General features: G+C 71.1%; 20 protein-coding genes and 4 pseudogenes. 13 read left to right on the top strand and 11 right to left on the bottom strand.

Features of this window, described 5'->3' with window-relative positions:
* Positions 1 to 304 precede the first annotated feature (304 nt).
* The 3 genes from ACFYX4_RS36185 to ACFYX4_RS36175 all read left to right on the top strand — a co-directional run bounded on the left by ACFYX4_RS36185 (position 305) and on the right by ACFYX4_RS36175 (position 2,135).
* The gene (locus tag ACFYX4_RS36185; RefSeq protein ID WP_389342893.1) at positions 305 to 706 is read left to right on the top strand and encodes a DUF6153 family protein; all 402 of its coding nucleotides are present in this window, start codon (positions 305 to 307) and stop codon (positions 704 to 706) included.
* A gap of 124 nt (positions 707 to 830) precedes the next feature.
* Positions 831 to 1,454: a DUF305 domain-containing protein gene (locus ACFYX4_RS36180; protein ID WP_389342890.1), complete on the top strand. Its 624-nt coding sequence runs from the start codon at positions 831 to 833 to the stop codon at positions 1,452 to 1,454.
* Between the two features lie 159 nt (positions 1,455 to 1,613).
* Entirely contained in the window at positions 1,614 to 2,135 is a 522-nt protein-coding gene (locus ACFYX4_RS36175) for a DUF4396 domain-containing protein (protein WP_389342887.1), read from the top strand.
* Positions 2,136 to 2,196: 61 nt separating this feature from the next.
* On the opposite strand, the gene ACFYX4_RS36170 is transcribed toward ACFYX4_RS36175, so the two are convergent.
* The 3 genes and pseudogenes from ACFYX4_RS36170 to ACFYX4_RS36160 all read right to left on the bottom strand — a co-directional run bounded on the left by ACFYX4_RS36170 (position 2,197) and on the right by ACFYX4_RS36160 (position 3,746).
* On the bottom strand, positions 2,197 to 2,616 hold the full coding sequence (locus tag ACFYX4_RS36170; RefSeq protein WP_389342883.1) for an arsenate reductase ArsC: 420 nt from the start codon (positions 2,614 to 2,616) through the stop codon (positions 2,197 to 2,199).
* Positions 2,616 to 3,387 (bottom strand): annotated as a pseudogene (locus tag ACFYX4_RS36165) (aquaporin). The gene ACFYX4_RS36170 and the pseudogene ACFYX4_RS36165 overlap by 1 nt, the downstream one beginning before the upstream one ends.
* On the bottom strand, positions 3,384 to 3,746 hold the full coding sequence (locus ACFYX4_RS36160; protein ID WP_389342880.1) for an ArsR/SmtB family transcription factor: 363 nt from the start codon (positions 3,744 to 3,746) through the stop codon (positions 3,384 to 3,386). Before ACFYX4_RS36160 ends, ACFYX4_RS36165 begins: the two are co-directional and overlap by 4 nt.
* On the opposite strand from ACFYX4_RS36160, the gene ACFYX4_RS36155 reads away from it, so the two are divergent.
* A complete protein-coding gene (locus ACFYX4_RS36155; protein WP_389342877.1) occupies positions 3,649 to 4,134 on the top strand; it encodes an ArsI/CadI family heavy metal resistance metalloenzyme in 486 nt (161 codons plus the stop codon). The genes ACFYX4_RS36160 and ACFYX4_RS36155 overlap by 98 nt on opposite strands.
* Here the strand turns inward: ACFYX4_RS36155 and ACFYX4_RS36150 are convergent.
* Positions 4,122 to 4,368 (bottom strand): annotated as a pseudogene (locus ACFYX4_RS36150) (Tn3 family transposase); the annotation flags it as partial. The gene ACFYX4_RS36155 and the pseudogene ACFYX4_RS36150 overlap by 13 nt on opposite strands.
* On the opposite strand from ACFYX4_RS36150, the gene ACFYX4_RS36145 reads away from it, so the two are divergent.
* Entirely contained in the window at positions 4,343 to 4,537 is a 195-nt protein-coding gene (locus tag ACFYX4_RS36145) for a hypothetical protein (protein WP_389342939.1), read from the top strand. The pseudogene ACFYX4_RS36150 and the gene ACFYX4_RS36145 sit on opposite strands and share 26 nt — an antisense overlap.
* 80 nt (positions 4,538 to 4,617) lie before the next feature.
* Entirely contained in the window at positions 4,618 to 5,400 is a 783-nt protein-coding gene (locus ACFYX4_RS36140) for a sulfite exporter TauE/SafE family protein (RefSeq protein WP_389342927.1), read from the top strand.
* Positions 5,401 to 5,439: 39 nt separating this feature from the next.
* Here the strand turns inward: ACFYX4_RS36140 and ACFYX4_RS36135 are convergent, their stop codons facing one another.
* The 3 genes from ACFYX4_RS36135 to ACFYX4_RS36125 all read right to left on the bottom strand — a co-directional run bounded on the left by ACFYX4_RS36135 (position 5,440) and on the right by ACFYX4_RS36125 (position 10,364).
* Positions 5,440 to 6,714 (bottom strand): APC family permease, encoded by a 1,275-nt coding sequence (locus ACFYX4_RS36135; RefSeq protein ID WP_389342874.1) that lies wholly within the window; start codon positions 6,712 to 6,714, stop codon positions 5,440 to 5,442.
* 441 nt (positions 6,715 to 7,155) lie between these two features.
* A complete protein-coding gene (locus ACFYX4_RS36130; protein WP_389342871.1) occupies positions 7,156 to 7,353 on the bottom strand; it encodes a hypothetical protein in 198 nt (65 codons plus the stop codon).
* A gap of 566 nt (positions 7,354 to 7,919) precedes the next feature.
* Positions 7,920 to 10,364 (bottom strand): SpoIIE family protein phosphatase, encoded by a 2,445-nt coding sequence (locus tag ACFYX4_RS36125; RefSeq protein ID WP_389342868.1) that lies wholly within the window; start codon positions 10,362 to 10,364, stop codon positions 7,920 to 7,922.
* Between the two features lie 468 nt (positions 10,365 to 10,832).
* On the opposite strand from ACFYX4_RS36125, the gene ACFYX4_RS36120 reads away from it, so the two are divergent.
* On the top strand, positions 10,833 to 10,970 hold the full coding sequence (locus tag ACFYX4_RS36120; protein ID WP_389342936.1) for a hypothetical protein: 138 nt from the start codon (positions 10,833 to 10,835) through the stop codon (positions 10,968 to 10,970).
* Positions 10,970 to 11,317 (top strand): annotated as a pseudogene (locus tag ACFYX4_RS36115) (beta-galactosidase); the annotation flags it as partial. The gene ACFYX4_RS36120 and the pseudogene ACFYX4_RS36115, both read left to right, overlap by 1 nt.
* A gap of 88 nt (positions 11,318 to 11,405) precedes the next feature.
* On the opposite strand, the gene ACFYX4_RS36110 reads toward ACFYX4_RS36115, so the two are convergent.
* The 3 genes from ACFYX4_RS36110 to ACFYX4_RS36100 all read right to left on the bottom strand — a co-directional run bounded on the left by ACFYX4_RS36110 (position 11,406) and on the right by ACFYX4_RS36100 (position 16,236).
* A complete protein-coding gene (locus tag ACFYX4_RS36110; RefSeq protein WP_389342865.1) occupies positions 11,406 to 12,371 on the bottom strand; it encodes a glycoside hydrolase family 6 protein in 966 nt (321 codons plus the stop codon).
* A 94-nt stretch (positions 12,372 to 12,465) separates the two neighbouring features.
* Positions 12,466 to 14,514 carry a non-reducing end alpha-L-arabinofuranosidase family hydrolase gene (locus tag ACFYX4_RS36105; protein WP_389342862.1) on the bottom strand — a complete coding sequence of 683 codons (2,049 nt, stop codon included), beginning with the start codon at positions 14,512 to 14,514 and terminating at the stop codon, positions 12,466 to 12,468.
* Between the two features lie 81 nt (positions 14,515 to 14,595).
* The gene (locus ACFYX4_RS36100; protein ID WP_389342924.1) at positions 14,596 to 16,236 is read right to left on the bottom strand and encodes a glycoside hydrolase 43 family protein; all 1,641 of its coding nucleotides are present in this window, start codon (positions 16,234 to 16,236) and stop codon (positions 14,596 to 14,598) included.
* A 467-nt stretch (positions 16,237 to 16,703) separates the two neighbouring features.
* Between ACFYX4_RS36100 and ACFYX4_RS36095 the strand changes: the two genes are divergently transcribed.
* Positions 16,704 to 18,350, top strand: coding sequence for a glycoside hydrolase family 27 protein (locus ACFYX4_RS36095; protein WP_389342858.1), 1,647 nt, complete (start codon positions 16,704 to 16,706; stop codon positions 18,348 to 18,350).
* 25 nt (positions 18,351 to 18,375) lie between these two features.
* A pseudogene (locus tag ACFYX4_RS36090) lies at positions 18,376 to 18,879 on the top strand (cellulose binding domain-containing protein); the annotation flags it as partial.
* Between the two features lie 301 nt (positions 18,880 to 19,180).
* Here ACFYX4_RS36090 and ACFYX4_RS36085 read toward each other — a convergent pair.
* Positions 19,181 to 20,806, bottom strand: coding sequence for a PucR family transcriptional regulator (locus ACFYX4_RS36085; RefSeq protein ID WP_389342855.1), 1,626 nt, complete (start codon positions 20,804 to 20,806; stop codon positions 19,181 to 19,183).
* A gap of 245 nt (positions 20,807 to 21,051) precedes the next feature.
* Between ACFYX4_RS36085 and ACFYX4_RS36080 the strand changes: the two genes are divergently transcribed.
* From ACFYX4_RS36080 to ACFYX4_RS36070, 3 genes are read left to right on the top strand one after another with little or no spacing between them, the layout of a single operon-like run.
* Positions 21,052 to 22,320: an aspartate aminotransferase family protein gene (locus ACFYX4_RS36080; protein ID WP_389342852.1), complete on the top strand. Its 1,269-nt coding sequence runs from the start codon at positions 21,052 to 21,054 to the stop codon at positions 22,318 to 22,320.
* Positions 22,317 to 25,223 (top strand): FAD-binding and (Fe-S)-binding domain-containing protein, encoded by a 2,907-nt coding sequence (locus ACFYX4_RS36075; RefSeq protein WP_389342849.1) that lies wholly within the window; start codon positions 22,317 to 22,319, stop codon positions 25,221 to 25,223. The genes ACFYX4_RS36080 and ACFYX4_RS36075 overlap by 4 nt, the downstream gene beginning before the upstream one ends.
* Positions 25,220 to 26,659, top strand: a complete 1,440-nt coding sequence (locus ACFYX4_RS36070; RefSeq protein WP_389342846.1) for an NAD-dependent succinate-semialdehyde dehydrogenase — start codon at positions 25,220 to 25,222, stop codon at positions 26,657 to 26,659. The genes ACFYX4_RS36075 and ACFYX4_RS36070 overlap by 4 nt, the downstream gene beginning before the upstream one ends.
* The last annotated feature ends 11 nt before the right edge of the window (positions 26,660 to 26,670 follow it).

Raw genomic sequence — 26,670 nt, 5'->3', positions numbered from 1 at the left:
TTTTCCCGCCGCAGGTGCGGCAGGCGCGTCGCAGTTCGGGCAGTCGTGATGTTCCAACGCCAATACCGCCCGATCGGGCGGGAGATCCATCCGGGAAGTCTCGCAGAAGTGCCTCGCGCAACATGCGGGTTTCGAGAGGACTTTCGCGAACGGCGATCTGCGGAAACGTGATCGCTCCGGGGGCTGTCGCAGAACTCTCACAGATGACCGTTTGTGAGAATCGCCGGCAGCCCTGTCAACCCGCCGGATGGCTCTCGGACGGTCAGGGGCGCGGTGTCGCCGGGCCGGATCGTACGATGACCGCATGACCAGCACGTTGCAGCCGAGCCGTCGCCCCGCCGGGCGTGGCTTCGTGCTGCTGGTGCTGGCGGTGCTGGCCGGTGTGCTGGCCATGCACGGCCTGGGCCCGGGGCCCGCTCCCGCGCCGGTGGCCGCGAGTGGCCACGCCAGGGCGATGGTCCACGACGACGCCGGCCCGCAGATTGCCGCTGACTGCTCGCACACCGACGGCGGTATGGGGCACGCGGAGCACGCGGACGCCATGTGCGCGGCGGCCGGTGTCGGCGCCGCGTACGCGCCTCCCGCCCTGGCCGCGGCCGTCGATACCGGGCCTGCGTCGGTGGCGTTGCCCGGCTGTGCGGCCGGGACGCCGGAGAGCGGGCGGGCGCCGCCCGACCTCGCTGAGCTGCAACTCCTGCGGATATAGGACCGCCCGCACGGCACCCTCCCGTCCCGGTTCGGGCCGGCAAGGGATGCCGCGCTCCGGCGCGTTCTCACTTCCGCACTGGCACCTGCCCGCTCCGGGCGGCGCATCAAGGAGTTGCAGCACCATGAACAAGAACCTCATCCGCCGGACTGCCCTCGTCGCCGCCGCGGGCGCCGCATCCGTCGTGCTCGCCGCGTGCGGGTCGGGCGACGACACCTCCGCCGGGCACAACGGCCACAGCCCGTCGGCCTCGGCGTCCTCGTCCGCTCCGGTCTCCCAGGGCAAGCACAACGCGGCCGACGTCGCGTTCGCCAAGGGGATGATCCCTCACCACCGCCAGGCCGTGGAGATGGCCGACCTCGCGCCCGGCAGGGCCGAGTCCGCCGAGGTCAAGAAGCTCGCCGACGAGATCAAGAAGGCCCAGGACCCGGAGATCGAGACCCTCTCGGGCTGGCTGACCACCTGGGGCGAGCAGGTCCCCGCCGAAGGGGCCATGGACCACTCCGCGCACGGCACGGCCGGGATGATGACGGCCGAGGAGATGGACAAGCTCAAGGCGTCCTCGGGCAAGGCGTTCGACACCGCCTTCATGGAGATGATGATCAAGCACCATGAAGGCGCGGTGGCCATGGCCAAGACGGAGAAGGCCGACGGCTCCTTCCCCGAGGCCCAGACGATGGCGGACGCCATCATCACCTCGCAGACCGCCGAGATCACCAGGATGAGCGACCTGCTCGGCAGGAACTGACCCGCGCTCGCAGGGATGTGCCGGGCGTGCGGCGCCCGGCACACCCCTGCGTCTCTCGTCGGGCTCGCACCCCTCGTGGAATACCCCTAGGGGGTATACGGTTGTCATGTGGGTCCCGCGGCAGCGGTGACACGCTGGACGCGATTGGGGATGACGGTCATGGATCACAGCGCTCACCACACCAGCACCGCTCACGACCACAGCGCGCACCAGGCCCAGGCGGGGCATGCCGGGCATCAGATGGGCACGGTGACCTGGGGGGCGGCCGCGAAGGCGACGCTGCACTGCCTGACCGGGTGCGCGATCGGCGAGATCCTCGGCATGGTCATCGGCACCGCCCTGCTGTGGGGCAATGTCCAGACCATGGTCCTGGCGATCTCGCTGGCGTTCCTGTTCGGCTACTCGTTCACGCTGTTCGCGGTCCGCCGCGCCGGCCTGGGCTTCAAGAGCGCGGTCAAGGTGGCGCTGGCCGCGGACACCGTCTCGATCGCGGTGATGGAGCTGGTCGACAACGGCATCATCGCCCTGACGCCGGGAGCGATGGACGCCCACCTGTCGGACGCGCTGTTCTGGACGGCACTGCTGGGCGGCTTCGCCGTGGCCTTCGTGATCACGACGCCGGTCAACAAGTGGATGATCGGCCGCGGCAAGGGCCACGCCGTCGTCCACGCCTACCACTGACACCTTCCACGAGAACGCCCGGCCGCACCATGGCAGGTGCAGCCGGGCGTTGCCGTGGCCTTTACGTACGAGCCTCGATGCCGAGCTCGGCAAGCAGGTGGCGGATGCGCTGTTCGATCTCGTCGCGGATCGGCCGGATCGCCTCGACGCCCTGGCCGGCCGGGTCGTCGAGCTGCCAGTCCAGGTACCGCTTGCCGGGGAAGTACGGGCAGGTGTCGCCGCAGCCCATGGTGATCACCACGTCCGAGGACTGCACCGCCTCCACGGTGAGGACCTTGGGGGTCTGGGCCGCGATGTCGATGCCGACCTCCTTCATGGCCTCCACCACGGCCGGGTTGACGGTGTCGGCGGGAGCGGATCCGGCCGAGCGGACCTGGACGCGGTCGCCGCCGAGGTGCGTGAGGAAGGCTGCGGCCATCTGGGACCGGCCGGCGTTGTGTACGCAGACGAACAGCACGGACGGGGTGGCGGAAGTGCTCATCAGGTCAGTGTGCTTTCTTCAGAGGAAGGGGCGGGGGCGGCGGGCTGCGGCCTGCCGCGGGGAACGACGACCTCGTCCTCGCCCGCGGTGGCCGGACGGCCGAAGCAGACGGCGACCAGGCCCAGACCGACGGCGGCGCCGAGCAGCTGGGCAGCTATGAACGGCAGCACGGCGGTGGGGGCGATGCCGGCGAAGGTGTCGGTGAACGCCCGGCCGATCGTCACAGCCGGGTTGGCGAAGGAGGTGGAGGAGGTGAACCAGTACGCCGCCCCGATGTAGGAGGCGACCGCGACCGGCGCCAGGTGCGCGCGGCCCGCGCGGGCGAGGCCGAAGACGAGCCAGACGAGCCCGGCGGTGGCCACCACCTCGCCGAGCCACAGGTGGCCGGCGGACCGGTCATGGGTGGAGAAGTGCACCATCGGCTTGCCGAACATGGTGTCGGCCAGCACCGCCCCCGCGATCGCCCCGGTGATCTGCGAGGGTACGTACGCGGCGACGCCGGGCAGGTTGGGAGCTTCGCCGGTCCGGCGGCCGGTGAACCAGGCGGCCAGGGTGACCACCGGGTTGAAGTGCGCCCCGGACACCGGTCCCAGCAGGGCGATCAGCACGCCGAGGCCGAAGACGGGCCAGGGAGTTGGCCAGCAACTGCACACCGACGTCGCGGGTCAGCTCGGTGGCCTGGATGCCGGAGCCGACCACCACCGCGACCAGCGCGGCCGTGCCCAGCCCCTCGACAACCGCCCGCCGCAGCAGCGGCGCGGGCGCGCTCACGCGGGGATCCGCGCGGGCACGGCCGGCGTCTGGAGCAGGGCGGACAGCTTGGCCAGGGCCTCGGGAAGCACCCAGTAGTACACCCAGGTCCCGCGCCGCTCCGAGCCCACCAGCCCGGCCTCCCGCAGCACCTTCAGATGGTGGGAGATCGTGGGCTGGGAGACGTCGAACGGGCCGATGAGGTCGCACACGCACGCCTCGCCGCCCTCATGCGAGGCGATCAGTGACAGCAGCCGCAGCCGGATCGGGTCCGACAGTGCCTTGAACATCCGCGACAGCTCGGCCGCGGCCTCCCCACCCAGCGGCTCGCGGACCGCCGAGCCCGCCAAGCGTCGCGAGGGATACGCCAACTTCGCCATCACCGAGCCCCCGCTCAAGCTCGTCCTCATCGAGGGTGAGACGGGCGAGGACACCCGCCTGGACCACCTCGGCGTCGAGGTCACCTCCACCGAACAGGTCACCGCCGCCACCGAACGGCTGAAGGAAGCGGGCCTGGCCACCTTCGAGGAGGCCGACACCTCCTGCTGCTACGCCCTTCAGGACAAGGTGTGGGTCCACGGCCCCGGCAAGGAGCCCTGGGAGGTCTACGTCGTCAAGGCCGACGCCGACACCCTTCAGAAGGCCGACGCCTCGCCCGATACCTGCTGCGGCACCACGGCCTGCTGCACCCCGGACGAACAGGCCGCAGACCCGGCCCAGACCCCCGCCGAGGCGAAGGCCGACGCCGGGTGTGCCTACGGCAGCTGACCCGGCGCCCGGGTCAGGCTCTCCATACCGTCCTCGTCCTCGTCGAGCCCCGGGGCGTCCGGGTCGCGCAGCGGGCGCAGGGCGCCGGCGGCCGGGGTGGAGGCGGTGAAGCTGTAGCGGCCGAGCACGTTGAGGTTGCGGTGCTTGAGCGGGGAGAGCCGGGCATTGTCCTCGTCCCGGATCTCGTGGGCCCTCGGCGCGGACCTGGGTGACGGCGGCGTCGATGTACTTCGTCGCCGCCCCCGTCGCCACCCCGGTCACCGCCGCCCTCGCCGACAAGGAAGGCCGCGACGCCGGGCAAGGGCTGCTGTGCACCCACCGCCCACGCGCGCACCCCGCCCCCAGGGCTGCGGCCGAGACGGACGCGTGCGACTGCACGGCGGGCTGCACCTGCTGCTCATGAACATCTCGTTGCCCGCACCCGCCTGCGAGGCCCGGTCCGTTGATACTGACGGGGCGATCAAGGAGCGGCGGGGGGCAGTGGTGGAGTGGACGATCTGGGCCGGCTTCGCGGCCGGCCTGCTGATCTCGACGGTGACCGCTCCGGTCGGCGTGTCCGGGGCGGTCTTCCTCCTGCCGGTCCAGCTCAGCGTCCTCGGTGTGCCGAGTCCCGCGGTCACGCCGACGAACCTGCTGTTCAACGTGGTGGCCGGGCCAGGCGCCCTCTGGCGCTACCGCCGCGACGGCGCTCTGCGCGGCGGACTGGCCCGGCGCCTGGTCACCTGGACGCTGCCCGGCGTCCTCGCCGGCGCCGCCGTCCGAGTCTTCGCCCTCCCCGGCCCCGGCGTCTTCCGCATCCTGGTCGCCGCCCTCCTTCTGCCGCTCGGAGCGTGGCTGTGCTGGCGCACCCTGCGCCCGGACCGGCAGCGTCCCGGCGCGGCCGAGCCGTCGCCGCCCGTCCTCGCCGCCCTGGCCCTGACGGTCGGGGTGGTCGGCGGGATCTACGGGATCGGCGGCGGCTCCCTGCTCGGGCCCGTCCTCGCAGCGCGCGGCATGCCCATGGCCCGCGTCGCACCGGCCACGCTCGCCGCTACCTTCACCACCTCCGTCGCCGGGGCCGCCGCCTACGCGGCACTGGCTCAGGCGAGCTCCGGACCCGTCGCACCCGACTGGTGGCTGGGCCTGGCCTGCGGCCTCGGTGGCCTGATCGGCGGCTACCTCGGCGCCCGCCTCCAGCCCCACCTGCCCGAAACCGCGCTCCGCCTCCTGCTCGGCGCCCTCGCCGCCACCCTCGGCACCATGTACGCCGTCCGGACCCTGTACTGACCTGCACAGGAACGCAGCTGGGCGCGCGCGGGGCCGCTGTCAGGGGCGGGAGCTGCGGGTCCTGGCCCTTCTCAGCCCGTAGACGGCAGCCCCGAGGACGAGGACGGCGGTGCCGGAGACGATGGTGCTCAAGGGCAGGGCGAAGGCGAGGACCGCGCAGCCGGCCAGGCCGGTGACGGGGACGAGCCGGCTGGGCCGCCCCTCTCGCGGCGTGAGGGTCCAGGCACAGGCGTTGGCGATGGCGTAGTAGGCCAGGACGCCGAAGGACGAGAAGCCGATCGCGCCGCGCACGTCGGTGGTCGCGGCGAGCAGGGCGACGACGGTGCCGACGGCCAGTTCGGCGCGGTGCGGAACGCCGAAGCGGGGGTGGACAGCGGACAGGGTGTGTGGCAGGTGCCGGTCGCGGCCCATGGCCAGGGTGGTGCGGGAGACCCCGAGGATCAGCGCGAGGAGTGAGCCGAGCGCGGCGACGGCACCGCCCACGCGGACGACGGGCACCAGCCAGCCGGCGCCCGCGGCCCGTGCGGCGTCCGACAGCGGGGCAGTGGCCTCCGCCAGCCCGGCCGGCCCCAGCACCGTCAGGACGGCGACGGCGACCAGCGCGTAGACGGCGAGGGTGATGCCGAGCGCGATCGGGATGGCCCGCGGGATGGTCCGGGCAGGGTCGCGGACCTCCTCGCCGAGGGTGGCGATGCGGGCGTAGCCGGCGAAGGCGAAGAACAGCAGGCCCGCCGCCTGAAGCACTCCGCCGACGGTGACGTCCGAGCCGATGTCCAGCCGCGCGGCATCCGCGCCGGCGGAGGTCAGGGCGGTGACCACCACGGCAGCGAGCACAACGAGGACGACCGCGACGATGAACCGGGTGAGGAGCACCGACTTCTGCACCCCCGCGTAGTTCACCGCCGTCAGCACCACCACGGCGGCCACGGCCACCGCGTGAGCCTGGCCGGGCCACAGGTAGGCGCCGACGGTCAGAGCCATCGCCGCGCAGGACGCGGTCTTGCCGACGACGAAGGCCCAGCCGGCCAGGTAGCCCCAGAAGTCGCCCAGCCGCTCCCGCCCGTAGACGTAGGTGCCCCCGGACTGCGGGTAAAGGGCGGCCAGCCGTGCCGAGGACGTCGCGTTGCAGTACGCCACGACCGCCGCCAAGGCCAGGGCGATCAGCAGCCCGGATCCGGCGGCGCCGGCCGCCGGGCCGAGCGCGGCGAAGATCCCGGCCCCGATCATGGAGCCCAGGCCGATCACCACCGCGTCCGACACACCCAGACGACGCTTCATCGGGCCCGCGCCCGTCGTGGCCCCCACCGTGTTCATCAACTGACTCCCTCGCGCATCCGTCTTCGACCGGCGCACCGTAGCCGAGGAAGATGTCAGGCCGGGGCTGCCGTAGGAGGGCCAGTGACGGTCGGTACGAGGGAGACGGCCTCGGGCTCTTGTCGAGTCCTGGGTTCGGTCAGCCGCTGACTGCGGCGTAGACGCTGGCGATGTCGAAGTTCGGCCAGCAGGGGCAGGGCCTTCGGGAACCGGTCGGCCGGGTCGAGTCCGGTGAAGCGCACCCCATGCTCGGCGAAGGCTGATGCGGGCTTCTTTCGCTGCCCCGACATCGTTCTGGAAACCGGGGTGGTGAAACTGCCTTGGGGACAAGACGGTGGACGGGCTTCTGGAACGGAGGTCGGAGGAGCGACGGGAGCGAACTGTGAGACAGGGATCCGACGCCCTGTCGGCGGGGAGTGGAGACTGCTGCGCCGGTAGGGCTCAACGGAAGGGATTCTCGGTGCCGAGGCCGCGCTCGGTCGCGGAGTCGAGGAGATCGATCAGGTCCGCGCCGTCTGCTTCGCGCTGGTCGATCCACCACCCTGCTTCACTGACCGCGCGTGCCTTCTCTTCCAGTTCCGCCCAGTCAGCGTCGTTCCAGGTGCCCTCGATGACGAGCGCGGTGTGTGCGTCGGTCATCAGCCGGTGGCGGGAGCATCCGCCCCAGTCCAAGGCCCGTTCGGGGCCTTCCAACGACGGCATGTCGAACTGCTCGACCCACTCTGCGGCGGCTCGCCGTTCCTCGGCGCGGCGGGTGGCGAGCCACTCCTCCTTTGACGCGGTGTCGTTGCCGCGGGCGGCGCGCCGGCAGTCGGTGCAGTCCCGGTCGGCGGGACGGTCGAGAGCAGGCGAACCGTCTCATCGAGCAGTCCATGAACGAGTGGCAGCGCGTCAGTCAAGGCACTGGTCAGGAGGGGTGCAGTCGTGGGAGGAATTGGGAGTCAGCACGCAAGCCGGGCTCGGTCGAGGGCAGCACATCGCTGACCAGCGCAAACAGTGCCTGCTGTGACTTTGGCTGGATCTCTGGCCCGGGAATGGTCCGGATCTTGAGTGAGGGGGTTCCTCGGACTGGGGCTGTGCAAGGAGGCCCCCTTGCGGCGCGGCTCATGGGCGGGATCGGAACACCCCCCGTCGGCGGGAAGGACCCGTTGCCGTGCCCTGCCGCGCGGCCGGCGACGGTCCGTGGGCTTGGATGTCAGTGCGGCTCAGACTGGGGGGAGGGGCTGCGCGCACCAGATCGTCTTGCCGTTGGTGGTGTGCCGGGTGCCCCACCCTCGGGTGAGCTGGGCGACGAGCAACAGGCCCCGGCCGCCCTCGTCGAAGGCGCGGGCCCGGCGCAGGTGCGGAGCGGTGTTGCTGGCGTCGGAGACCTCGCAGATCAGGGAGGCATCGCGAATCAGCCGCAGCCTGATCGGCGGCTCGCCGTATCTGATGGCATTGGTGACCAGCTCACTGACGACCAGTTCGGTGACGAAGGCCGCCTCCTCCAGGCCCCAGGCGTCGACCTGGTCGACGGCGAACTTCCTGACGCGCGGTACCTGCGCGGGGTCGGGCTCGATGTCCCAGTCGGCGACGTGGTGGGGATCCAGCGCGTGAGTGCGAGCGAGCAGCAGGGCGGCGTCGTCGGTGCGGCGTTCGGGGAGCATGACGTCCATCACCGTGTCGCACAGGGCCTCCAGTGAGGTGGCCGAGTGTTCCAGGACCCGCTGCAGTTCGGTGATCCGCTGGTCGACGTCGTGCTCGCGGCTTCCCACCAGCCCGTCGGTGTAGAGGGCGAGCAGGCTGCCTTCGGGCAGCTCGAGCTCGGTGGCCTCGAAAGGCAGCCCACCGATGCCGAGCGGCGGTCCCGGCTGTGCGGCTACGGGTGTCCTGGTGCCGTCCGGAGAGACGATCAGCGGCAGCGGATGGCCGGCGCTCGCCAGCGTGAAGCGCCGGGAGACAGGGTCGTAGACGGTGTACAGGCAGGTGGCGCCGGACTCGCCGCTGGGCTGGAAGTGGCTGCCGGGCTGGAGGTCGCTGGCGAGGTGGAGAACCAGGTCGTCCAGGTGGGTCAGCAGCTCGTCCGGCGGCAGGTCGACATCGGCCAGGGTGCGGACCGCCGTGCGCAGCCGGCCCATGCTGGCCGAGGCGTGCAGTCCGTGACCGACGACATCGCCGACGACCAGGGCGACCCGGGCGCCGGACAGCGGAATGACGTCGAACCAGTCACCGCCCACTTCCGCCTCGGTCCCGCCGGGCAGGTAGCGGGAGGCCACGTCGACCGCCTCCTGGATCGGCAGTCCCTGCGGCAGCAGGCTGCGTTGCAGGGTCAGCGCGGTCGAGCGCTCGCGCGAGTACCGGCGGGCGTTGTCGATGGCGACGGCTGCCTTGGCGGTCAGCTCCTCGGCGAGGATCAGGTCGTCGGCGGTGAAGGCCTCGGGCCGGTCGAGGCGGGAGAAGGCGACGACGCCGAGCAGCGCGCCGCGCGCCCGGAGCGGCACGGTGATCCGGCCCGTCAGCCCGTCCGCGGCGATGGACTCGTCGATCACCGGGTTGCCCGGTGGCCAGTGGGCCGGGTCGGCGGCGAGCCCAGGCCCGAAGGCCCACTCGCCGCCCTGGCCGGGGTCAGCTGCGAGCTCGACTGTGGACCTGCCGGTGGCCATGCAGCGGGCGGCGACGGAACCGGGTCGGTGCGTGACGGGTTTCGTGGGCCCGGGAGCCCGGTCGGCGCCGTCCTTCGCGCTGTGCTGGGCGGCACGGCTGAGCCTGATCGTCTCGCCGGGCGCGAACGCGGACACGGAGGGCGGTTCCTCTCCGTGCAGTACCTCGTCGAAGAGATCCACGCTGACGAGGTCGACGAATTTCGGCACCGGGGTCATGGCCAGTTCCTGGGCGGTGCCGATCACGTCGAGTGTCCGGCCGATGCCGCCGCTGGCCTGGTTGAGGATGAGCAGGCGTTGCCGAGCCCAGTACTCGGCGCTCATGTCGAATCCCCAGTTGGCGATCCCGCGTACCCTGCCCTCGGCATCCCGGACGGGCCAGATGCTGGTGGCCCAGGCGTTGGCGTAGTCGCTGCCGCGCGGGCGGAAGACGGTGATCAGACGCGTGGGCTCGCCCGTCCTCGCCACTTGGGCGAGCGCGTCGGTGTAGGGCTTGTCGTCCCTTTCGGGAAACAACGTGCGGTCGAATTCGGGAAGCACCTCGCGGTACTTCTTGCCGAGCACTTGCTCCTCGGAGTGCGCGATCACCCGGCACGAGGAGGCGTTGATCCACAGGAACCGCAGCTCAGGGTCGTAAACACCCAGGGCGAAGGGAGACTGCTCGAACGCTCGGTCGGCGATCACCGGACGGCGTCCCCAACGCTGGATGGTCACCACGTGGCCCAGCGCCCGCCCGTCGGGGCCGAGCAGTGGGTGAGTCGTCACCACGGCGTCGACCGTGGAACCGTTCCTGTGGCGCAGGGGGATGAACCCCGTGGGGTCGGGGCCGGCACCGTAGCCCTCGGGGAAGCCGGGTGGCGGGGGATCGACCAGCAGGTCGGTCACGGGGCGCCCGACGGTGTCCTCCGCCGTCCAGCCCAGCAGCAGCCGGCCCCCCTCGCTCCAGCCGCTCACCATGCCGTCCGGGTCCACCACGACAGCGGCAGTGGGGGCATCCTGCTTGTCGGCCATCTCCACGCACCACGCCTCCGTCCGGACAGCCGTGCCCGTCAGGGCTGGTTTCCAGCGGCTGCTTCCAGCCTAGATCGGCCCCTGCTCCACGGCGCTCCGGCTGGTGCGTTCGGGGTGCCGGAGCGGCCGGGGCCGGGGCCTGCGCGTCCCCGCTCGCCAGCAGCCGCGGTGCGGCCGCCGATGTGGGCCGCCTCCGTGCCGCACTTCACGGGGCACGTGTCGGGGTCGGCGGGTCTCGAATGACGGGGCTGGCTCGTCCGCGAACGGGTGGCGGGCCGCTCAACGAGGTCCAGCCCGCCCGGCACCGGCCGTCAGGACGTCGGCCGGGCCGCAGCGCTGTCTCCCCTCCAGCGCAACAGGAACCGCCCCGGCTTTCACGGCGGGGCCGCGGTCAGGAGCGAGACCGCCCGATCCCCATCGCCCCTCGCGCTGCTCATCGACAGCGTGGTCCGGCCCCGGGTGCGGGCCGTGGCGCAGGCGATCATGTACCTGCCGCACTTCAACGCCATCTACCGCTCCGCCGCCATCACCGGCGACCCGCGCGCGTACGGCCGGGTCTACATCTCCACCAACGGACGCGGAGCGCAGTACGGGGAGCCCGCCTGATGCCCGCTCTGAGCGATGCGAGCCGGGGCCGCCTCCTCTTCGGCGGGCAGGCGAACGGCATCGGCGTCGTCCTCGCCACCCCGACCTCCTCGCCCCCGCCCTGGATGGGCCGGCTGCACCCCGACACCCTGCCCGTCACCGAGGACGGCCGCACCGAGTGGTGGGGCGGCCGGCAGCACTTCTCGCACTCCAGCGCCACCTACCGCCGCTACGCCGCCGCCGTCACCGAGGACTTGGCCGCCCGCTACGGCGGCCACCCGGCCCTCATCATGTGGCACCTCAACAACGAGTACGGCACCCTCGACGCCCTCAACGAGGCTTGGGGCACCGCCTTCCTCAACTGGGGCTGACCTCACGTCAGGGCCGAGGCCGGTCCGCGCCTTTCTCGGGTGCGGTCGACCTCGGCCCGCGGACCCGCGTCCGAGCGGCCCTGGATCAGTAGCCGTAGATCATCTTGTAGGCGACCTCCGGGAGGAACTGTCCGGCCGAGGAGCCGGTGCCCACGCCGCAGTTGCCGTCGGACTCGCCCGGGATCTTGATCCACAAGAGCATCTCGGCGCCTCCGCCCAGCTGGGAGGGGGTGCCGATGCGGCGGCCCGAGGGGTTGCACCACTGGCCGTTGGAGCCGTTGCCGTTGCGGCTGGTGTCCACGACGAACGGTTTGGTGTAGCCGTACCGGGCGCCGAGTTCCCTGTTGACCGCGTTGCCGTACGCGGTGTTCTCGGCTGTGGTCAGGTAGTTGGAGACGTTGAGCGAGAAACCGTGTGCCTGCCGGAGGCCCGCTTCGTGAAGGCGCGTGGCCATGGTCGCCGCGCTCGCCCAGGCCGGGTTGCCGGCGTCGAGGTAGACCCAGGTGTTGGGGGCCTGACGGTTGAACTCGGTGAGTGCTCCGGTCAGCATGCTCTCGCGTTCGTCGATCTGGGCCTGTGTCATGCAGCCGTAGTCCCCGAGGGAGTCCGGTTCGAGGATGACGACGGCTGGGCGGCCGGCGATTCCGCCCGCGAACTGGGCGATCCAGTTCGCGTAGGCGGACGGAGAGGAGGCTCCGCCCGCGGAGTGACCGCCGCAGTAGTCGCGGTGGTAGATGTTGTAGGCGACGAGGAGGGGCAGCTTGTCGCGGGCGTCCGCGGCGCCCGCGTACGCGCCGGTGGCTGTGCCGATGGTGCCGCTCCAGGAGCCGAACCAGCGTGCTGTCGGGGTGTTGGCGATGGAAGCGTTGATCGCGGCCGCCCGGCCGTCGCCGGGGTTGGCGGCGACCCACCGCTTCGCGCTGGAGTCGGGGTCCACGAAGAACCCGTTGGTCATGGTCGTCGGGTCGGCCGCGTGGGCGGACGGCGCGGCGGTGAGCGCCAGCGGCAGCGAGGAGAGCGCTGCCAACAGGGCGAGAAGTCTGCGGCGCATGGCATTACCTCGGCTTTCTGACAGGGATGCGTCCGAAGGCCGGCGGCGGGCGCGGGGAGCGCTCCCATCGGAAGCGCTCCCACGGCACAGTCCGTCAGCAGGTCGAGTTGGTCTGGGTCAGGAGGCCGAGCCGCCATGGGAGGAGGTTGTAGTCGCCGCCCGCGTTGGGGTTCATGCCCTGGTAGAGGTACTGGAGCCGGCAGGAGGGGATGGTCAGTGTCTGGTCGTGGCCGGCTCGGATCATCTCGCCGTGGCTGATGTCCCGGGTCCAGGCGCCCGAGGGGAAGGAGACGTTGCCCGCCCGTGCGAACGGGTTGCTCTCGGACGCGGCCAGGGGCGTCCAGGAACCGGCCAGGCTGCCCGAGGTCCAGGACCGGAAGTAGCGTCGGCCGTCCGATCCGATGGCCTCGACGAGCAGCAGGTACTGGTTACTGCCCTGCACCTTGTACACGTTGCTCGCTTCGAACAAGGCGTACTTGGAGTCCTGGGCCGCGATGACGGTGTTGGTGAACCCGTTCGGGAACTGGCCGACGGTCGTCTGCGAGCGGTACAGGTGTCCGTTGTCGTCGGAGGAGAACAGGTAGCAGTTGGCGCTGTCGCAGATCACCCACATGTCGACCCAGTAGCCGTTGCCGATGTTCTGCTTGATGATGTCGGGCATCGACGAGTAGAAGTGGCGCGGCGCGCTCCATCCGTTCGGGTTGCTGATGTCGGGGTTGGTGGAGTACGAGGCGTTGCCGGTCTGGTACACGAGGTACCACAGGCGTTGCGGCGCGTAGTAGAAGACCTGCGGTGCGGCCCGGTAACCGGACCCGATGGCGGTGCGGTCCAGGTAGTGGTGTGTGGCCGAGCCGGCCTGGGACCAGTCGCTGAAGTTCAGATAGACCAGGTTGTAGCCGGAGGAGCCGGCGGTGCTCGCGAACACGTGGTACTTGCCGTTGTACCGGACGACCGTCGGGTCCTTGATCCCGGCGATGTTGTGGGTCGAGTCCGGCTTCGGCGAGATCAGCGGGCCGCTGGAGCTCCAAGAGTAACGGCTGGGCAGAGCAGCGGCGTTGGTGGCGCTGCGCGGGGCGCCGGGCTCGCCGCTGGTGGTGACGGGCGTGGTGCGGGTGGCGGTGGGTGTGCCGCCCAGCGTCGTCAGGGCCGCGTTGTACGCGGACTTCTTGTTGCCGCCCCGGTCGAACAGCAGCGGGTTCTCCGAGGCACGCCAGGAATCGCTGTCGCGGATGCCCCAGACGGTGATGCCGGTGCAGCGTGCGACGTTCAGACAGGCCCTGACCGTGTTCGCGTACGCGGTCGGCGGCGCCTGCGCGATGTCCAGTTCGGTGATCTGGACGTCCACACCGAGGGCGGCGAAGTTCGACAGCGTGGTCTGGAAACTTGCAGGCGGGCCGCCGGTGCCGAAGTGGGCCTGGAGGCCGACGCAGTCGATGGGCACGCCGCGCGACTTGAAGTCGCGGACCATGCGGTAGACCCCCTGGGTCTTGGCGGCCCCCCAGTCCTCGATGTTGTAGTCGTTGTAGCAGAGCTTGGCCGCAGGATCGGCCGACCGTGCCGTGCGGAACGCCTGCTCGACGAAGCCGGTGCCCAGCACGTCCCGGAACACCGAGCTGCGCATCTGGCCGCTGCCGCCGTCCGCGAAGGCCTCGTTCACCACGTCCCAGGAGTGGATCCGGCCCTTGTAGCGGTTCATCACGGTGGTGATGTGGTTGTTCATCACGCCGCGCAGGGTGTTCGCGTCCCTGATGGAGCTGACCCAGCCGGGCAGTTGGGAGTGCCAGACCAGGGTGTGGCCGCGCAGGCGCTGACCGCGAGCCTGCGCGCGGTTCGCGATCTGGTCGGCGGGTCCGAAGGTGAACGAGCCGCGGGAGGGCTCGGTCGCGTCCCACTTCATCTCGTTCTCGGCCGTGACCGAGTTGAACTCACGGTTCAGGATGCCGGTGTAGGTGCCGTCGCCGAGCCGGCTCGCGGCCACGGCGGTTCCGAAGTACCGTCCGGACTGGGCCGCCTGGGCGCCCAGGGTCGAGGCCTTCACCGCCTCGGGCGCGCCGTTTGCCGTCCCGGGCGTCACCAGGACGGTCGCGGCCAGCAGGCCGAGGACCGAGGCTCGGCGACAGCCGAGCCGTTTCAGCGGGTTCATGGTTCTCCTCGTGAGGGGGGTGGGGGGTTCGTCGTGCGGTCGGTGAACCTCCTCGAGGCGTGACGCGATCGGTGGGCCGCTTCAGGGCGTGGACAGCTCGAACCGCGTGACGCGGACCGCGCCGCCGAGTGCCTGTGTGGCGTGATTGAAGAGGGCGAATCGGTAGCCCATGAAGAACCGCCAGTCGTTGCCAAGGGAGAAGGCCGGTCCGAGGCGGGTGAAGGTGGTTCCGTCGGTGCTGTAGGAGAAGGTGCCGAGGCGTCCGGTGCCGGGGCGGATGTCCGCGGTCGCGCGCAACCAGACGCGGCTGCCCGAGACGGCCGTGCCCGCGGCCTCACCGCCGGTGCTGGTGGTGTTCCAACTGCCGTCCATGGCCAGCCCGTTGACCATCACCAGCCGTGGGACGACGCCGTCTCGCCGAATGCCGATCCAGGCGGAGGAGTCACGCAGCAGCGCCAGTCCGGCCCGGTCGCCGTCCCGCATCGCGGAGTGGTCGAGCTGGACCGTGGCGGTGGAGGTGGGGCCCTGGATGCGGTGCGTCAGGGTGTTGCGGGCCCAGTAGAGGTCGTTGGTGACGGTCGCGGTCCGCAGGGTCAGCCCGTTGCCGGCCGACCACTTGGTGTTGTCCGGGTTGTGGTTCCACTCCCATCGAGGCTTCAGGGCCGGCCCGTCGAAGGTGTCGACGCCGGTCATGGGGGCCACCGGGCGAGGCGGAGGGGGCACGGCCGGGCGGGGATACGAGGTGCCCCATGCGCCGTCGACGAGTTGCACGACCGGCCAGCCGTCCGAGGTCCAGGTGACGGGTGCCAGGGCGGGCATCCGGCCACCGGGGTAGGCGTCGACGAAGGCCATGTAGTACCAGGCGCCGTTCTGCGTCTGTACCAGCCCGCCCTGGTGCGGGACGCCGCCGCCGGGGATCGGTCCACGCAGGTCGAGGAGGACCTGCCGCATCGTGTACGGACCGAAGGGGCCGCTCGACGACTTGAGGATGTACTGGCCGTTCGCGGGGCGGGTCAGGAAGATGTAGTACTGCCCGTTGATCTTGTAGAAGCGGGAGCCCTCAAGGGTGCCGACGCTCGAGGGTGTCGTGAACACCTGCCGGGTGCGGACCTGGGTGCGGCCGTCGGGCGAGAGCTGGGCCACGCTGATGGTGGTGTTGCCGTACGCCACGTAGAGGGTGTCGTCACCGTCGACGAGCAGCCCCGCGTCGTAGTAGGGGGTGCTGATCGTCGTCAGCCTGTTCCATGGCCCCTCGGCGGCGGTGGCGGTGTAGACGTACGTCCGGGCGAAGTCGATCTGGCCGAGCCAGTAGAAGGTTCTGTTGCTCGGCCGGTAGGCCAGTGACGACGCCCAGATCCCTCTGACGTAGCCGCGGGCACCGTTCAGGTCGTACTTGGCGCCGAAGTCGAGCACGGGCACCGAGTGGCCGGCGATCTCCCAGTTCACCAGGTCGTACGACCGCAGGACGGGCGCACCCGGCGAGTAGTGCATCGTCGAGGCCGAGGCGTAGAAGGCGTCACCGACACGGATGACGTCGATGTCCGCGAAGTCCTGCCAGATCACCGGGTTCGTGTAGGCCGCCGCGGTCGCGAGGTCCGGACCCGGGGCAGCGGCGGAAGCGGTGCCGGGTGCCGCGGCCGGAGGAAGCAGGGCGCCGGCGGCCAGACCGGCGGCGGCCGTCACCGCGCGGCGGCGAGACAGAGTCTGATGAGTCCATGACATTTGCACGTGCGGCGTCTCCTTCTGTGGCCCAGCCTTGTCGGCTGGAGTTGCCCGGAGGTGCCTTGCTCGGCTCGTGCGGAGCGGCTCTCTGTATACGCGATGTCGAACATGGATCGACTTGTTGCGCACCCTGGATGATAGGAGGCCGGTGAACCCCGTCAATACCTCTCGCACGAATCGTCGTGACCTTCGAAACATTCGAAGCCGATGATCCCATGTCAGAGAAGATCATCTGTCGGTATGGTTCAGATATGCCGCTTTTCACAGGCTCTACTGTTGCATTGTGAAGGGTTGTTCGGCGGTGGGTGTTGACTTGCTCGATGGTCTCTCTAATATCCGTGAAGCCTTGACTTTCCGAATGGTTCACGAAACTTCGAACCGCCCTTGTCCCTCCACTCGTGTCATGGACGTGACATTTGTCTTCGAGGCGCCCGTCCATGGCGCCCTTCCCTCTGAGGAGCCCCTTGGTGCCCAGACGATCAGGCGGACGGCTGCTCCGCCTCCTCGCGGCCACTGCGCTGACGCTCAGTGCCTGCGTCACCGCCTCGGCCGGCACGACCGCTGAGGCTGCGCCGGGCAGCCCGGCGCTCACCCCTCCGCTGGGCTGGAACAGCTGGAACAGTTTCGGGTGCGGGATCACCGAGGCGCAGGTCCGCGGGGCTGCCGACGCGATGGTGTCCTCGGGCATGAAGGACGCCGGCTACCGGTACGTCGTCGTCGACGACTGCTGGTTCGACCCGCAGCGCGACGCGGCGGGCAACCTGCGGGCCAACCCGACCAAGTTTCCCAGCGGGATGAAGGCACTCGGGGACTACATCCACGGCAAGGGCCTGAAGTTCGGCATCTACCAGGCACCGGGCGAGAAAACCTGCGCGCAGGGCGTGGGCACCTACCCCGGCTCCACGGGCAGCAAGGGCCACGAGGCCCAGGACGCCGCCTCGTTCGCCTCATGGGGCGTCGACTACCTCAAGTACGACTGGTGCTCCGGCAACGGCACCCTCACCGAGCAGATCGCACAGTTCACCCTCATGCGCGACGCCCTGCGCGCCACCGGCCGGCCGATCGTCTACAGCATCAACCCCAACAGCTTCCACGCCCCCACCGGCGACAAGCACAACTGGGGCGAGGTCGCCGACCTGTGGCGCACCACCGAGGACCTGCTCGACATCTGGCAGAACAACAACACCAACAGCTACCCGATGGGCGTCGGCAACGTCCTGGACATCACCGCCCCCCTGGCCGCCCAGTCGGGCCCGGGACACTGGAACGACCCCGACATGCTCGTCGTCGGCCGTCCCGGCCTGTCACTGACCGAGTCCCGCTCCCACTTCGCCCTGTGGGCGCTGATGAGTGCCCCGCTCATGGCAGGCAACGACATCCGGACCATGTCCGCCGACGTGAGCGCGATCCTGCGCAACCCCCGCCTGCTGGCGGTGAACCAGGACTCGCTGGGCGCGGGCGGACGCCGCGTGCGCGACGACGGCGACACCGAGGTGTTCGCCAAGCCCCTGTCCGACGGCTCGGTCGCCGTGGGCCTGTTCAACCGGGGCGGCAACACCGCGACGGTCACCACCACGGCCGCCCAGGTCGGCCTCGCCGGAGGGGCGTTCACCCTCACCGACCTGTGGACCGGCGGCCCATCCAGCACCTCCGGCCAGATCTCGGCGAGTGTCCCCGCGCACGGTGTCGCCGTGTTCAAGATGACCGGCGGCAGCCCACTGGCCTCCACCACCGCACGCCTGCGCGGCAACGGATCCGGCCGCTGCCTGGACGTCGACCGTGCCTCCACCGCGGCCGGTACCACGGCACTGATCTGGGACTGCCACACCGCCGCCAACCAGCTGTGGACCACCTGGGCCGGCGGCGAGCTCCGCGTCTACGGCGACAAATGCCTGGACGCCTACAACCAGGGCACCACCAACGGCACCCGGGTCATCACCTGGCCCTGCAACGGCCAGAACAACCAGAAGTGGACCGTGAACTCCGACGGGTCGATCCGCAACGTCCACGCCGGACTGTGCCTCGCCGCCAATGGGGCCGGCACCGCCAACGGGACCCCTCTGGTCCTGAGGACCTGCGACGGCCAGGCCAACCAGAAGTGGACCCGCGTCTGAGGGAGTCCTGCCGGCGCATGGCCACTACGCGGGCTGCTCCGCAGGGCGTCCGGTCGCCTGGGCCGCGTTCGACGAAGGTCACATCGCCGCTCCGCAGGACGGGGCCGCCGGTGACAGCGGCTCCAGGACCTGGCTGCCGCAGGAGGTCTGGAAGTTCTTCACACAGTTCCAGACCTCCAACCCGGCGCCGGGGACGGCGTCCTGCCGGATCACCAGCACCGTCAGCGCCTGGAACACCGGCCTGACGTCGAACATCACCATCGCCAACACCGGCACGACCCCGATCGACGGCTGGTCCCTTGCCTTCACCCTGCCCGATGGCCAGACCATCACCTCCGGCTGGAACGCGGACTACTCGGCCGCCTCCGGCCGGGTGACGGCCAGGAACGCCTCCCACAACGCCGCCCTCGTTCCAGGCGCTTCGGCCGACCTCGGCTTCCAGGCAGCCCACACCGGCAACACCGCCCCGCCGACCTCCTGCACCCTCAACGGCACTGCCTGCGCTGTCACAGGGAGTGCACCGAAGTGACTGTCTTTTCGGTGCCGTCCGCGGCGAGGGCCGTCGCCGCGGACGGCTGTCCTGGCGTCGGGCGGCAAGCACGCGCCCGGCGCCGGTCATGTCACGTCCGGTGGGAGACGGTCCCGGTCCGCCGAAACGAGCGGTGAGCCGGGGTCCGGTTCGGCTACGCCGACGTCCACGGCGGCGCGCTGCTCGTGTCGGCCCCCGGTACGGGGCGGCGACCACGACCGCACGGGCACCTGGCCGACCACGATCGAGTCGCGCTACGAGGACTGAGCGTCCCTGCCATCAGCCGCACCGGGACTCCGCGTCAGTCGGCTCGCAACACGTCGAGTGCCGTGAGTGCCACGTGGAGCTCGGTGCGCTGGTCGCCCGATTCGAGGTCACGGGCGAGGAGACGCTCGATGGTGCGCAGGCGCTGGTACATGGTCTCGCGGGAGAGGCCGCCCCGGCGGGCGGCGGTCGTCTTGTTGCCGGCCGCGTCGAGATAGTGGCGCAGGGTCGTCAGCAGGTCGGTGCCGTGCTGGGTGTCGTGGTCGATGAGGCGCCGGAGCTGCCGTTCGGTGTACTCCTGGATCCGGGCGTCCTCACGGAGCGCGTACAGCAGGCGGCGCAGACCGATGTCGGACAGCTCGTGGAAGGAGCGGTCCGGGGGGAGGGGCTGACCGGGCGGGGTGGCCTCGGCGACGCGGGCCGCTGCACGGAACGAGCGGGCGGTGTCGGTGAGGTCCGTGACCTCGGAGCCGACACTCACGACTGCTTCCGGGGCCAGGCCCAGTACCGTGCCGGACAGGCGCTCCACGATGGGACGCCAGGGCTGGGAGGTGCGCAGAGCCAGCAGAATGCCGAGGCGGTCGGGGGCCAGTTCGCCGACGAGAGCCGGGACGCCTGCCGTTCTCAGCTCCTGAAGCAGACGGGACTCGGTCTCGGCTCCCCGCTTCTCTGCGCGCAGCTCCACCAGGGCGGCGACGAAATGGCTTCGATCAGTCGGCAGGCCCAGTGCGGCGCAGCGGGCGCGGGCGTCCTCCGCGGAGCGGTGGCGCTGTTCCACGAGGTCGAGCAGGGCGTTCCGGTGTGCGGTGCGTTCCCATGGGGTGGGGTGGATCAGGCGCGCGACGGTCAGTGCCATCGCGGTCCTCTCCAGCAGGGTGATGTCCTCCGGCCCGAACGCCGGTCCGTCGGTGCGCGCCGGGAGCATGGCCACGCGACCCCAGCGCTCGCCCTGGTACTCGACGGAGGCGGTGAGCCAGCCTTCCGGGCCGCGTATCGCCGCGTTGTCGCCGGGCCCGGTCGCCCTGGAGCGCTGTTCCCACTCGGCGAGTGCCTCCTCGACGGTGAGCCCGGACGGTTCGCAGATCAGGGCCTGGTGCACCAGGTTCTCCAGGACGACCGTGCGGCCGCACATCTCCGCCGCCGCACGCACCACGTCCTCCGGGCCGGCGCCGCGCAGGGTCAGGGCGGTGAACGCCTCGTGGATGCGCTGGGCGCGGCGCATCGCGTCCGCCTGGTTGCCGAGCAGCAGGGTGTGCACGACCTGGGTGACCTCCAGAAAGTTGACGTCCTTGGCGAGGGTGACGAGGGGGAGGCCGCGCCGGCGGCAGGCGTCGACGAGCGCGTCCGGCGGGCGGTGATAGCGGCGTACGAGTTCGATGACCAGCGCCGCGGCCCCGATGCCGGCGAGTTCGTCCACGTACCGGCGGACACCGGCCGCGTCCTCCGGAAGCGGCATGCCGGTCGTGAGGACGAGTTCGCCGCCCTTGAGGAAGGACGCGGGGTCGGTCAGTTCGGTGATGTGGACCCACCTGACCGGCCGGTCCAGGTCGGTCATACCGGTGACGACTCGGGGTTGTCCCGCGGCCAGGACCGGAAGGGCCAGGACGTCGGCCACGGTGAGCGCACGGGTGGGCCCATGGTCGGCCGGGTGGTTGTCGTTCACATGTCTCCATGGGGTCCCTGCCGAGCACGGCCCAGCGCCCGGGAGTGCCCGGCCACTGTGACAAGCGTCGCTGACCAGCGCAAGTGCGGTCCGTGAGCGAAGGGCACCCGGCATGCCTTCGAGGAGGCTGACACATCGTCCGGATGTCGCGGCCCGGCCGGACAGATCGCAGGTTGGCGCACCCCCCGTCCGCGGAGATGCTCGGGAGACCGCTGTAGAGCGAACACCGAGGCCGGGAGACGAACATGACCGCACTGTCGCCGCACCTTCGCCAGGCCACGCCCGTGGTGGCGGCCCGGGGCGAGGGCGTCCACCTCTTCGACCAGGACGGCCGCCGCTACCTCGACTTCACCGCCGGCATCGGCGTCACCAGCACCGGGCACTGCCACCCCAAGGTCGTCGCGGCGGCCCAGGAGCAGGTGGGCACGCTGATCCACGGCCAGTACACGACGGTCATGCACGAGCCGCTGCGCCACCTCGTCGAAAAGCTCGGTGAGGTGCTGCCCGCGGGTCTGGACAGCCTGTTCTTCACCAATTCCGGCAGCGAGGCCGTCGAGGCCGCGCTGCGCCTGGCCCGCCAGGCCACCGGTCGGCCGAACGTCATCGTCTGCCACGGCGGCTTCCACGGCCGTACCGTCGCAGCCGCCGCCATGACGACCTCCGGCACCCGTTTCCGCTCCGGTTTCTCCCCGCTGATGAGCGGCGTGGTCGTCACTCCCTTCCCGTCCGCCTACCGGTACGGCTGGGACGAGGAGACCGCCACCCGCTTCGCCCTGAAGGAGCTGGACTACACCCTCCAGACGATTTCCTCGCCCGCCGACACGGCCGCGATCATCGTCGAGCCGGTGCTCGGTGAGGGCGGGTACGTGCCCGCCAACCGCGCGTTCATGGAAGGGCTGCGGGAGCGGGCGGACCGGCACGGCTTCCTGCTGATCGCCGACGAGGTGCAGACCGGCGTCGGCCGTACCGGCCGCTTCTGGGGCCACGACCATTTCGGCGTCACACCCGACATCCTCGTCACCGCCAAGGGCCTGGCCAGCGGCTTCCCGCTGTCCGGCATCGCCGCCTCCGAGGAGCTGATGGCCAAGGCGTGGCCCGGCTCGCAGGGCGGCACATACGGCGCCAACGCCGTTGCCTGCGCAGCGGCCTGCGCCACCCTCGACGTCGTCCGCGACGAGAAGCTCGTCGAGAACGCCGAGGCGATGGGCAAGCGGCTGCGCCAGGGCCTGGAGGCGATCGCCGACCGGACGCCGGGCATCGGCGACGTGCGCGGCCTCGGCCTCATGCTCGCCACGGAGTTCGTCACCGAGGACGGCAGCCCCGACCCCGAGACCGCCGCCCGCGTCCAGCGCGCCGCCGTCGAGGAGGGCTTGCTCCTGCTGCTGTGCGGCGCCTGGAACCAGGTCGTCCGCATGATTCCGGCACTCGTCATCGACGAGACGGCCGTGGACGAGGGCCTCCAGGCGTGGGCGACCGCGGTCGAGGCCGGGACATCGGGAGCGGCACGGCGATGAACGACACCACCACGGCCCTGGAGCCGCTGGTCGTACGGCTCGCCGAGACCGCTCCCGGCCTGCGGGTGGAGACCGGTCCGGGCTCCACCGGCCTCTACGCCTACGATGCCTCCAACTACCGGGTCCCGCCGCGGGCCGTGGTGTTTCCCCGCAGCGCCGACGACGTCGTCGCGGTGCTGCGGGCCTGCCGGGAGACAGGCGTCCCGGTCACCGCACGCGGCGGCGGCACCAGCATGGCGGGCAACGCCGTCGGACCCGGCGTCGTGCTGGACTTCTCCCGGTACATGAACCGGATCCTGGACATCGACCCGGTGACCCTCACCGCGCGCGTCGAGGCCGGCGTGATCCTGGACGCGCTGCGTTCCGCGGCCGCCCTGCACGGCCTCACCTTCGGCCCCGACCCCTCCTCGCACAGCCGCTGCACCATCGGCGGCATGATCGGCAACGACGCGTGCGGCAACCGGTCCGTGCGGCACGGGCGCACGAGCGGGCACATCGAGGCGCTGGAGATCGTGACGGCCGACGGCGTGAGGGCCGTCGCCGATCGGACCGGACTGCGGGCCGCCGACCCGTACGACACGGATGCCGTCCAGCGGGTCGCCGCTCTGGAAGCGGACGTGCGCCGCCTGATCGACGGCGACCTGGCGTCGATCCGCACCGAGCTGGGCCGGGTACCGCGCCAGGTCTCCGGCTACCAGCTGCACCACCTGCTGCCCGAGCACGGCTTCGACATGGCCCGCGCACTGGTGGGCACCGAAGGCTCCTGTGCGGTCGTCACCGCCGCGACGGTCCGCCTGGTGGCGACCGCACAGGCTTCCACCCTCCTCACCCTCGGCTACGACGACGTGGTCGACGCCGCCGAGGACGTCCCGGAGATCCTGCGCTGGAATCCCACCGCCGTGGAGGGCATGGACGAGGCGATCGTCGCCACCATGCGCGCCCGGCGCGGCCCGGACTCCGTCACCGGACTCCCCGAGGGCCGTGCCTGGCTGTACGTCGAACTCGACGGTGACGATCAGGCGGCCGTCGACGCCCGCGCCGGCGAACTGCTGGACGTGCTCGAAGCACGGGGCCGGATGACCGGTGGGCGGGTCGTGCACAGTCCGGCCGAACGGCGCTCGCTGTGGCGGGTCCGCGAGGACGGGGCCGGGCTCGCCGCCCGTCTGGTCGACGGCGGGGAGTCCTGGCCGGGCTGGGAGGACGCGGCGGTCGCGCCCGTGGACCTGGCCTCCTACCTGCGCGACTTCCGCAAGCTGCTGGCCGCGCACGGCCTGACGGGCGTGCTGTACGGGCACTTCGGCGCGGGATGCGTCCATGTGCGCATCGACTTCGACCTCGCCACGGACAGTGGACGGGCCGCCACCCGCCGGTTCCTGACGGAGGCCGCCGCCCTGGTCGTCGGGCACGGCGGAAGCCTGTCGGGCGAGCACGGCGACGGGCGGGCCCGGGGCGAGCTGCTGGAGGTCATGTACAGCCACCGGCTGATCCGGGCATTCGCCGGCTTCAAGGAGATCTTCGACCCCGAGGGGCTGCTCAACCCGGGCGTCATCGTGGCCCCGGCCTCCCTCGACGCCGACCTGGCGCTGCACACGCCCGCCGAGGTGCTGCTGCCCGTCGAGACGCTGTTCTCCTTCCCCCACGACGAGGACGGTTTCGCGGGAGCGGTACGCCGCTGTGTCGGGGTCGGCCGCTGCCGCAGCGACGTCGGTGGCGTGATGTGTCCCAGCTACCGGGCCACGGGGGAGGAGAACGACTCGACGCGGGGCCGGGCCCGTCTGCTCCAGGAGATGGTGCGGGGCGGGACCGTCCAGGACGGCTGGCGCTCCACGGAGGTGCGTGACGCCCTCGACCTGTGCCTGTCCTGCAAGGCCTGTTCCAGCGACTGTCCGGTCGGCGTCGACATGGCCACGTACAAGGCGGAGTTCCTGCACCAGCACTACAAGGGCAGAGTCAGACCCCGCTCCCACTACTCCCTGGGCTGGCTGCCCCTGACGTCCAAGCTCGTCGGGTACGCGGCCCGCCCGGTGAACGCGTTGCTGCGCGGCCCCCTCGGGAAGCTGCTCGCGCGCCTCGGCGGCGTGACCACGAAGCGCCGGATCCCCGCCTTCGCCTCCCGGCACGCGCTGCGCAAGTCCTTGGGCACGGCGAGGACCGGCGAGCCGGCGAAGACGCTGCTGTTCGTGGACAGCTTCACTCGCGCCTTCCGCCCCGAGGTGGCCGGGTCGGCGAGCCGCGTACTCGCCGACGCCGGCCTTCCCTGCACAGCACAGGACGACCTGTGCTGCGGCCTGACCTGGGTGAGCACCGGCCAGCTGTCGCTCGCGCGCCGCATCATGGCCCGCACGGTCGCCCGCCTGGACAACGGCGACGACCGGCCCATCGTCGTGGCCGAACCCAGCTGCGCCGCAGCGCTCAAGCGTGACGTGCCCGAACTCCTCGGCACCGACGCCGCCCGGCGCGTCGCGGCCCGCGTCCACACCCTCACCGGTGCCCTGACCGACCTCGCCGCACCCGGCTGGGCGCCACCGGAGCTGCCGGACAATGTCGTGTTGCAGACCCACTGCCACGAGTACGCCACCTTCAAGGGCCACCACCCCCGCGACCTGCTCGGCCGCCTCGGCGTGACGAAGGTCGACGAGGCCGAGGGCTGCTGCGGACTCGCCGGCAACTTCGGCTTCGAGGAACAGCACTACGACACCTCGATGGCCGTCGCCGGCCTCGCCCTGAGGCCCCGCCTCGACGACGTCGACCCGCGGACACCGGCAGTCGTCGTGGCCGACGGCTTCAGCTGTGCCACCCAGATCGACCATCTCGCCGGAGACAGGGGCATCCGCGCCCTGCACCTCGCGGAACTGCTCGACCCTGCCGCCGACCGACCCGGACAACCAGGAGAGACCTCATGACCGACACACCCACGCAGTTGTTCATCGGTGGCGCCTGGGTGGACGCCGCGGACGGTGCCACCATGCCCGTCGACGACCCTGCCACCGGCGAGGTCCTCTGCCACGTTGCCGACGCGGGCGCGAAGGACGCCAAGCTTGCCGAGGAAGCGGCCGTTCAGGCGCAGGAGGAGTGGGCGCGTACCGCGCCCCGGGTGCGCAGCGAGATCCTGCGCCGCGCCTACGAGATCATCCTCGAGCGCACCGACGAACTCGCCCATCTCATGACGTCCGAGATGGGCAAGCCGCTCGCCGAGGCCAGGGGAGAGGTGGCGTACGCGGCCGAGTTCTTCCGCTGGTTCTCCGAGGAGGCCGTGCGCATCGACGGCGGCCTCGCCACGTTGCCGGACGGCCGCAACCGCATGCTGCTCTCCCGCCGCCCGGTCGGCCCCTGCCTGCTGATCACTCCGTGGAACTTCCCGCTGGCCATGGGCACCCGCAAGATCGGTCCTGCGGTCGCCGCCGGCTGCACGATGGTCCTCAAGCCCGCCCCGCAGACCCCCCTGTCCAGCCTCGCCCTCGCCGCGATCCTCAAGGAGGCCGGGCTGCCGGACGGCGTACTGAACGTCGTCACCACCTCCCGTGCGGGGGAGGTGTGCGAACCGCTCCTGCGCGGCGGGCGGATGCGCAAGCTTTCCTTCACCGGCTCCACGGCCGTCGGACAGCTGCTCCTCGCCCAGAGCGCGGAGGCGGTCGTACGAACTTCGATGGAGCTGGGCGGGAACGCGCCGTTCATCGTCTTCGAGGACGCCGACCTGGACAAGGCCGTCGACGGCGCGATGGTCGCCAAGATGCGCAACATGGGCGAGGCGTGCACGGCCGCCAACCGCTTCTTCGTGCACCGCTCCGTGGCGGAGGAGTTCGGGCGGCGTCTGGCCGAGCGCATGGGCTCGCTGATCGTAGGTCCGGGCACCCGGGACGGCGTCGATGTCGGCCCGCTGATCGACAGGACGGGGCGCGCCAAGGTGGAGGAGTTGGTCGCCGACGCGGTGGAGCGCGGGGCGCAGGTGCTCGTCGGAGGCCGTACACCCGAAGGCCCCGGCTGCTTCTACCCACCGACCGTGCTGGCCGACGTCGATCCCGGCAGCCGCCTGATGGACACGGAGATCTTCGGCCCCGTCGCCGCGATCCTCACCTTCGACGACGAGGACGAGGTGATCCGCCGGGCCAACGACACCCCCTGGGGCCTGGTCGGCTACGTCTTCACCGAGGGCCTCGACCGTGCCCTGCGAGTGAGTGAGCGGCTGGAGGTGGGCATGGTGGGGCTGAACACGGGTCTGGTGTCCAACCCGGCCGCACCCTTCGGCGGCGTCAAGCAGTCGGGGCTGGGCCGCGAGGGCGGCCGGGTGGGGATCGACGAGTTCCTGGACTACCAGTACCTCGCGGTGCCCGTGAGCTGACCGTCGTCATG

It is taken from the genome of Streptomyces sp. NPDC002328 (assembly GCF_042890065.1).
In the GTDB taxonomy this organism is placed as follows: domain Bacteria; phylum Actinomycetota; class Actinomycetes; order Streptomycetales; family Streptomycetaceae; genus Streptomyces.
The sequence above is the reverse complement of the archived record's forward strand: the minus strand, read 5'-3'. Positions and strand labels throughout refer to the sequence as shown.